This is a genomic window from Mesorhizobium sp. M5C.F.Ca.IN.020.32.2.1 (assembly GCF_004023105.1).
Taxonomy (GTDB): domain Bacteria; phylum Pseudomonadota; class Alphaproteobacteria; order Rhizobiales; family Rhizobiaceae; genus Mesorhizobium; species Mesorhizobium wenxiniae.
The window spans coordinates 1-1,110 of sequence record NZ_RZSX01001328.1 but is presented as its reverse complement, the minus strand read 5'-3'; the positions used below and the strand labels follow the sequence as shown (position 1 = coordinate 1,110).

Sequence of the window (1,110 nt, the reverse complement as noted above, 5' to 3'; positions counted from 1 at the left end):
AGGGCGGCTCCTCGGGTGGCGATCGGCGCTTCGTCGAGACGCTGGCGCGCGCTGCGGTTGCGGTCGGTGTCGCCGGCGTCTTCATCGAGACGCATCAGGATCCCGACAATGCCCCCTCCGATGGTCCCAACATGGTGCCGCTGAAGGACCTTCGGGCGCTGCTTGAAAGGCTGATGGCATTCGATCGCGTGGCCAAGGGCCGAGCAGTTTAGGGCTCCGGCCCTAAGTCCCGACCCCTAAACATGTAGTCAACACGTGCGGGTTGTACGCTGCCCAGGCAACCCGAGTGCCTGGAGGAGGAAGCCATGTCCGTCGCCCGCGTCACCGAAATCACATCATCGTCGAATAAGAGCTTTCAGGACGCCATCGAAGTGGGGATTGCGCGCGCCGCAAAAACCCTAAAGAACGTCGAAGGCGCCTGGATCCAGGATCAGAAAGTCGTCGTCGAGGACGGCAAGATCTCCGCCTACCGCGTCAACATGAAGGTTACCTTTATCCTCGCTGAGTGATCATGCCGCATGGATAAAAGTCGGGAACCTTCGCAGCCCTCTCCTCATTGTCCAACCTGAAGTGAACGACAAGAGGAGCACACCATGACAACCCAGACAGGACACACCGAAGCCATCGCCGCTTCGCGGGTTATCGGCACATCGGTTTATAACACGGAAGGCACGCACATCGGCGACATCGAGGATGTCATGCTCGACAAGTTGTCGAACGGAATCATGTTTGCCGTGATCGGCTTTGGCGGATTTCTTGGCATCGGCGAGAAGTACCACGCCATTCCGTGGGCGAGCCTCGACTATGACGAGGACAAGGGCGGCTACGTCGTGCCGTTCACGAAGGAGCAACTGAAGGCGGCTCCCGCCTATTCGATCAACGAATTGACGGGCGCTGACGGCGAGGCCGCGCGTGATGCTTCATACAGTTACTACAAGGTCGAGCCTTATTGGCATTGACCTTGCTCTACCGGAATCAAAAAGGCCCCCGGCTGGACCGGGGGCCTTTTTGCAATATCTACTCCGCCGCAAGGGTCGACAACTCTACCACGCCCTGTTGAGGCTGGTGAGTGTAAAACGAGGTAAAAAAGGCCGCCGGGATAAGGAAAAA

General features: G+C 58.4%; 2 protein-coding genes and 1 pseudogene. All 3 read left to right on the top strand.

Going from position 1 to position 1,110, the window contains the following annotated elements:
• Positions 1 to 212: pseudogene (locus EOA86_RS35715) on the top strand (3-deoxy-8-phosphooctulonate synthase); the annotation flags it as partial.
• Positions 213 to 305: 93 nt separating this feature from the next.
• Complete coding sequence (locus tag EOA86_RS35710; RefSeq protein WP_029352316.1) at positions 306 to 509, top strand: dodecin family protein; 204 nt, start codon at positions 306 to 308, stop codon at positions 507 to 509.
• A gap of 84 nt (positions 510 to 593) precedes the next feature.
• Positions 594 to 959, top strand: a complete 366-nt coding sequence (locus EOA86_RS35705; RefSeq protein ID WP_029352317.1) for a PRC-barrel domain-containing protein — start codon at positions 594 to 596, stop codon at positions 957 to 959.
• The last annotated feature ends 151 nt before the right edge of the window (positions 960 to 1,110 follow it).